The sequence below is a fragment of the Edwardsiella ictaluri ATCC 33202 genome (assembly GCF_000264785.1).
Classification (GTDB): Bacteria; Pseudomonadota; Gammaproteobacteria; order Enterobacterales; family Enterobacteriaceae; genus Edwardsiella; species Edwardsiella ictaluri.
Window position 1 is genome coordinate 1 of sequence record NZ_AFJI01000089.1, and the last position, 5,511, is coordinate 5,511.

A 5,511-nucleotide genomic window follows, 5' to 3' on the forward strand; every position below is an offset into this window, starting at 1 on the left:
GCGGACTGTGATCGTACATTGCCCCTCACTGACCAGCCTGCAGCAATTGCCCGATGGACTGCTGAGACTGGATGTCTCTGGCGTCCCACTGGCCGATCTGCCGCAACTGCCCTCCGGACTGCAGGAGCTGGATGTCTCTAATACCTCACTGAGCAGCCTACCGCCGCAGCTGCCCGACGGACTGCAGGCGCTGGATGTCTCTAATACCTCACTGAGCAGCCTACCGCCGCAGCTGCCCGACGGACTGCAGACGCTGCAGGCCTTTAACACCTCACTGACCGGCCTACCTCCGCTGCCCTCCGGACTGCAAGTACTGATGGTCTCTGATACCCCGCTGAGCAGCCTGCCGCCGCTGCCCTCCAGACTGCGGGTGTTGGATGCCTCTCGCACTTCGCTGACTAATCTGCCGGAAAATATCATCAGTTTGCCCCAGAGTGCAACGGTCAGTCTGCGGAATAATCCCCTGTCAGAGCATACGATCCAGGCATTGCGTGACATGACCAATGCGTCCGACTATCAGGGGCCCCGGATAGATTTTGATATGGGCGCCTCTTCAGTACCTCTGGAAACCAGAGCCCTGCACTTGGCGGTGGCTGACTGGCTGACGCCAGCGACAGAGGGCGAGGCGGCTTCCGCTGACAGATGGCAGTCCATCGGGAAGGAAGAGGATGCCGCCGCCTTCAGCAGTTTCCTCGACCAGCTAAAAGCGACGCAACATAACCAGGCTGCCGATTTTCGTATGCAGATAGCCGCCTGGCTCACCCAGCTGGAGCAGGATGATGAGCTAAGAGCCAAAACCTTCGCCATGGCAATGGAGTCAACGTCAAGCTGTGAGGACAGGGTCACATTGGCGATGAACAATATGAAAAGCGTGCAACTGGTTCATAATGCTGAAAAAGGTGAGTTCGATAGTGATATCCCGGGGCTGGTGGCGGTGGGTCGTGAAATGTTCCGCCTAGAGAAGCTAGAGCTGATTGCCCGTGAGAAGGTAAAAACACTACGCGTTGTCGATGAGATTGAGGTTTTTCTGGGCTATCAGAACAAACTGAAAAAATCACTGGAGCTGACCGGCATAACCGAAGAGATGCGATTTTTTGGTGTATCCGGTATTACTGAGTCAGACCTTCAGGCTGCTGAAATTCAGGTGAAGACCGCCGAGAATAGCCAGTTCAGGGAGTGGATACTGCGGTGGGAGCCGTTGCACAACGTGCTAAAGCGTACAGCGTCGGACCACTGGGAAACGCTTACTGACAAGAAAAGGCAGGATTATGAGCGTGAATACCAAGAATTATATGACACAGAGCTGGAACCGGCAGGTCTGGGCGGTGACCTAGAGGCTGAACGAACTATCGGTGCAAGAGCGATGGCGAGCGCAGAAAAAGCATTTCAGCAAGGCTTACGCCCGCGGGCAGAGCAGTTGCTGGCCGGGCATCTGGGGCCCCGGTGGTCGTTAGCTGAGTCCTCTGTATATCATTCTCTGGCGTGAACGTGCGGTAACCGTGAGCGGTGGCCGGAATTTTTCCGGCCACCGGGCGGCGTTGGACAAGCGCCCGCGCGTCAGTCACCCCACACTTTTGCATGCAAGAAAAGCTACCGGGTGGCGGGTGAACCGTACCGGTTTTGTGGGAGAGAGTTAAGTCCGGAAACTCAGGCTGCCATAACCCCCGTTTCCGATGGCAGCATAATACGCTTTTTCGGCTTCAGCCGGGGGGGGTGACTGACTCGTTCCAGTAACCGACGATTGTTGTACCCGTCCACCCACGCCAGTGTGGCCAGCTCCACTTCCTACCGGTTTTTCCAGCTCTGTCGGTGTATCACCTCCGCTTTGTACAGACCGTTGATACTTTCGGCCATGGCATTATCGTAAGCGTCACCCGGGCTGCCCGTTATTGCTGACGCTGGTTTGTGCTGTTATCTGCTTGCGCTTTGTTGAACGGTTTTGTTAGCGGCTCTTAATATCGGGAACTGCCCCTATCGCCGTTTAACCTCGGCCACGCCGGGTATGGCCTATCAGCCGACATTTTGAATATCGTAAGCCCGTTTGGCTTACGGCCATCATCAGTTGACGCACCGGATCGACCGTGATTACCCGATACTGTTCGATTCGATCATGGGCGACTCCGTCACACCAATCCTTATCTCGCCTTATCTATATATAAAATAGGAACAAACGCAAATAATATATAATTTGTGATGATGTGTTCCGCGTTTTTTTAAGTTCTAACTATAACAAAGTTTATTTATTGGATTTTTAATGTTGTAATATTTATCGCTTAATTTGTCTGGCGTATGCTGGGATAAGGCGTACGGTATAACCATAGATTAAGGTGATGAATTATATTAAATATCTACTTCTGATAAATGCCTTGAAGCCGATTTATTATTTATTCGCATATTCATAAAATGAATGTATGACCTGTAATTAAACTCTCGATGATATAACCATGCTGGCCGGTATCTGAAGATGAAGACAGCGGTCAAAACAAATTGCGTCCTTTGCTCAGTCAGTATTTATATGGGTGTGAAATGAATAAAGTCTACTCTTTACGATATAGTTATATTACCTGTGGTTATATTGCAGTCTCCGAGATTTGCCGGGGTATTAAGAAAAGCGGGCGTAGCCCCCTGCGCCGGATACTGGCGCTGCTACTGTTGGGGGGACTGGCCGTGCCGGAGAGTTATGCCAGCATTGTCAGTGACGAAATCCCCTATTCCGTGTTCCGCGACTTTGCCGAAAATAAAGGCGTGTTTCAACCGGGGGCAACAGATATCGCGATTTATGATAAATCAGGCGCAAAGGTGGGCACTCTGGATCTGGCACCGTTTCCGGACTTTAGTTCGGCATCGACGAATACTGGCTTTGCAACACTGATTGCCCCGCAATTTATTGCGGGTGTCGCCCATAATGGGGGATACACTGCAGTCTCCTTCGGTTACGGTAATAACTATCGCTTGCTGGATCGTAATAATCACCCCGATTTTGATTTTCATGTGCCCCGGCTGAATAAAATCGTGACCGAAGTGGTGCCGATCCCAATGACGACGGCGGGCATAGCTCCGGGGACTTATCAGAATATCGACCGCTTTCCTGTTTTTTATCACATAGGCAGTGGAGTGCAGTATACCAAGGCGCGGGGAGGGGCATTGCACCGTCTCAGTGACAGCTACCAATATCTGACGGGGGGAACCATTGGGAGGCCGTCGATTTCTGATACCTCCATTGTGAGTAACCCGGGGGATACTTTTAATCCAGCCTATGGGCCGCTGGCCAACTACAGTGCCCCCGGTGACAGCGGCTCGCCGCTGTATGGCTATGATGCACAGGAGGGGCGCTGGGTACTGGTGGCAGTAACGCGGGCCTATGCCGGGGAGAGCGGAACAACCAACTGGTGGGTGGTCGTGCCGGTAGGTTTTGTCCAGGCGGAGATGGCCAAGTACAGTGATCCGGCAGTTACATTCCAGGCCGGAGAGGGAGCACTGCACTGGACGTATGACAACAGTACCAATCTCGGCACCCTCTCCCAGCAAGGGAACAGCACGGCATTTACCATGCACGGGCAGGCCGGCACGGACCCCAATGCCGGTAAGAGCCTGACCTTTACCAGCGACAGCGGCACCACCCAGGGTGAGATTATTTTGGAGAGCAGCATTAACCAGGGTGCCGGGGTACTGACCTTTGATGCTGACTATGCCGTCAGGGCGCAGGATCAGCAGACGTGGATGGGGGGCGGGCTCATCATCTCTGCGGATAAAACGCTCGACTGGCAGGTCAACGGGGTGAGTAATGATAATTTACACCGCCTGGGCGAGGGAACCCTGCATATTAATGGGCAAGGGGTGAATCCGGGGGGGCTTAACGTGGGAGATGGCCTGACCCTGTTGGATCAACGCCCTGATGCGGCAGGTCATGTGCAGGCTTTCAGCTCGCTGAATATTGCCAGCGGACGCCCGACGGTAAAATTAATGGCAGACGGACAGATTGACCCGGACTCCATTAGCTGGGGGTTTCGCGGCGGGGTGCTGGATCTCAATGGTCATGATATGGCCTTTCAAATGCTGCGTATGGCCGACTATGGCGCCAGGGTGACCAATTCTGCCGATGCCCGTGCACAGCTGAGCCTGAACTACCAGCCGCTGAATTACCTGTCGGCAGTGGCCTATCCGTTACGGGGCTGGACCGATGCCCGGGTCGGGACGCCGGGCGATCTGTATCGGTATGAGAATCGGCATACCAATACGGTGGATTACTTTTTACTGAATACCAGCGGCAACTATGGCTATTTTCCCACCAACCAGACCAGCAATGGCCCCTGGACATACTTGGGACATGACGAAGCGGGTGCGCGGCAGACGTTGATGCTGAATGAACAGCGGCGCAACCAAATCATACACGGCCAGTTCAGTGACAATCTGGACATTGTCAATATTGCTGAACCTGGAATGACCGGGACGACGGTATTTGATGGCAGCATGGCAATAACCGGCGACTTTAGCCAACGCGGCGGCAGTTTGCAATTTCAGGGACATCCGGTGACCCATGCGCGCGATTTCTCCACCGGACGGCCACCGGTCTCTGCTGACCAGCCCGATTGGGAGGCGCGCAGCTTTGCGCTCAATACGCTGATGCTGACACAGGCAGACTTTAGTCTGGCGCGTCATGCGGTGTTGCTGGGTGATATTCAAGCCGATGCCAGCCGCGTTATCTTGAACAGCAATCGGGTCTTTGTGGACAGCCGGGACGGTGAGGGTGTGACCTCAGCCGATACCGATGTGAGCGAGGGGCAGTTGTCCGCTGAGGTTGTGGCACGCAGTGAGCATCAGGGCAATATCCTCCTGGAGAATCGCTCGATACTGGCTGCCGGAGGCTTGCTTAGCGGTGCTGTTACGGCGGCCAATAGCCTCGTGGCGCTGATGGCGGACAGTGAGCATACCGGCGATATCGCAACGGGGGATAGTCTGCTGTGGTTGGCGCCTGGTGCGGTACAGCAGGGGGATCTACAGCTGGGGGGCGCCTCTGATCTGACCTCGCTGGGTGAGATTGAGGGCAACCTGAGTGTGGATGCCAGTAATGCCCTGCTGGAGCCGGGCAGCCAGCTGCTGGGCGATATAACGCTGGCGGGTAACGCGGCGCTGACCTCCCGGGGACAGACCCGGGGGAACCTGAGCGCCGATGCCAGTGCTATCACGCTGGAAAGCGGTGCGGAACAGCAGGGCGATATTCACTTAGACAACGGTGCCAGCCTTACTTCACAGGGTTTGACGGAGGGGCTGCTAAGCGCCGATGCCAGCACCATTACGCTGGAAAGCGGTGCGGTACAGCAGGGGGATCTCCAGCTGAGCGGCGCTTCTGATCTGACCTCGCTGGGTGAGATTGAGGGCAACCTGAGTGTGGGTGCCAGTACCGTCCTGCTGGAGCAGGGCAGCCAGCTGCTGGGCGATATAACGCTGGCGGGCAACGCGGCGCTGACCTCCCGGGGGCAGACCCGGGGGATACTGAGCGCCGATGCCAGT

At 55.2% G+C, this 5,511-nt stretch carries 2 protein-coding genes and 1 pseudogene; 2 read left to right on the top strand and 1 reads right to left on the bottom strand.

Going from position 1 to position 5,511, the window contains the following annotated elements; all coding sequences use genetic code 11:
* Positions 1-1,486 (top strand): NEL-type E3 ubiquitin ligase domain-containing protein (locus tag EIEH_RS13640; protein ID WP_035609939.1); only part of this gene is annotated, 1,486 nt, incomplete at its 5' end.
* 147 nt (positions 1,487-1,633) lie between these two features.
* Here EIEH_RS13640 and EIEH_RS18585 read toward each other — a convergent pair.
* Positions 1,634-1,884: pseudogene (locus EIEH_RS18585) on the bottom strand (integrase core domain-containing protein); the annotation flags it as partial.
* Positions 1,885-2,526: 642 nt separating this feature from the next.
* Here EIEH_RS18585 and EIEH_RS13645 point away from each other — a divergent pair.
* Positions 2,527-5,511, top strand: a 2,985-nt coding sequence (locus EIEH_RS13645) for a S6 family peptidase (protein ID WP_275039276.1), incomplete at its 3' end; no start/stop codon positions are given.